The 1,380-nt window shown below is 67.2% G+C and carries 1 protein-coding gene; it reads right to left on the reverse strand.

From position 1 onward, the window contains the following. A partial coding sequence (locus ACN269_RS33330; RefSeq protein WP_421477103.1) for an esterase-like activity of phytase family protein occupies positions 1 to 1,278 on the reverse strand: 1,278 nt, incomplete at its 3' end. Between the last annotated feature and the right edge of the window lie 102 nt (positions 1,279 to 1,380).

Consider the following 1,380-nt stretch of genomic DNA (forward strand, 5'->3'; position numbering starts at 1 on the left):
CACCCCGACGAACGTCTCGATCGGCTGGCCGTCCACCAGCAGACCGCCGGCGGCCGGGTCATAGCGGCTGCCCGGGACCGTCGAGCCGGGTCCGACGTCGGTGGCCTGCGAGATGTCGGCGATGTAGATCTTCTTGTTGCCGTCGGGTGCCAGCGCGGTGTCCCGCTCGTCGATGAGGAACTCGGTGTCGCTGAGCGCGGTTATCTCGGAGACCAGCACCTTGCTGTCCTGCGGATCGGCCAACGGCAGCAGGTACACCTTGGAATCCCGGGTGTCCAGATCGATGGTGACGATGCGGGTCAGCGGCACCCCCTTCGGGGAACCCTCAAGACCGGGAGTGGCCAGCGCCGACTGCATGACACCCACCAGCGTCGAACCGTCGGGGGTGATGGTCAGCCCCTCCATGCCACGGTTGGGGTCGCGCAACGCCAACTCGCCGGGCAGCGAACCGTCATACGGCGAGAGCCGTTCCAGCTCAGTGCCGTCGGCGGCGAAGTGAATCACGAACGGGCCGTATTCGTCAGCCACCCAGAAGGTGCCGTCGTCGAGCGCCACCAGGCCCTCGCTGTCCAGGCCGCGATCGGAGTTGGGCATCGGGTTGCCGAGGATGTCGACCATGGTCTCCCCGCCGGTGTCGCCCACATCGACCACCAGACCGTTCATCGGTTGGCCGTCAGGGTCTTTGAGGATGATGGCCTCTTCCTCGTGGGCGACGCCGTCGGCCAGCGTGTACTTGACGATCTGCGGCGAGTAGTCGGTGACGGGCAAGACCTTTTCGTTGTCGGTGCGGCCGTCGACGTTGGGCCCGCGGTCGGTCAGGCCGTAGATCTGGTTGGGGCTGCCGCCGGGCACGGCGGCGATCGCCGAGCCGGCGCCACTGCTTTGCACCGGCACACCGCCGACGGTGGCCATCGGCGGGGTCGGGACCGCGAACACCTGCACGGCGTCGGTCGTTGTCATCGTCAGCTCCTCGACGCCGGTGAAGCCCTCGTTCGGGGTGTAGACGATGCTGCCGTCGGTGCCGTAGCTGATTTCACCGTTGGCGGGCTGCTCGAAGGCGACCGCCGTCGAGCCGCCGGTGGCGGCCAACAACTGCGCCGGTGTGATGGTCAACGGCTGCCCGGCACCGGTGCTGAACCGCTGCTGCTTGCCGGCCAGCGGCGCCTGGCTGTTCTTGTCCTCGGACTCCCTCGAGTCGGCCGCGCACGAAACCACGGTGACCGCAAGAGCAACGGCCCCTGCAGCACCCAGCAACTTCCGCCCAGTGAGACGATCCATGATGTTCTCCTCTTCGTTCAGCGGGTGGGACCGGGTGTCCCGTCCGTCCCTTCAAAGATCGCGCCGCGACATGAAAGACCTGGGAACCCAAGATGAGTGCTC

It is taken from the genome of Micromonospora sp. WMMD736 (genome assembly GCF_049179015.1).
Lineage (GTDB): Bacteria > Actinomycetota > Actinomycetes > Mycobacteriales > Micromonosporaceae > Micromonospora.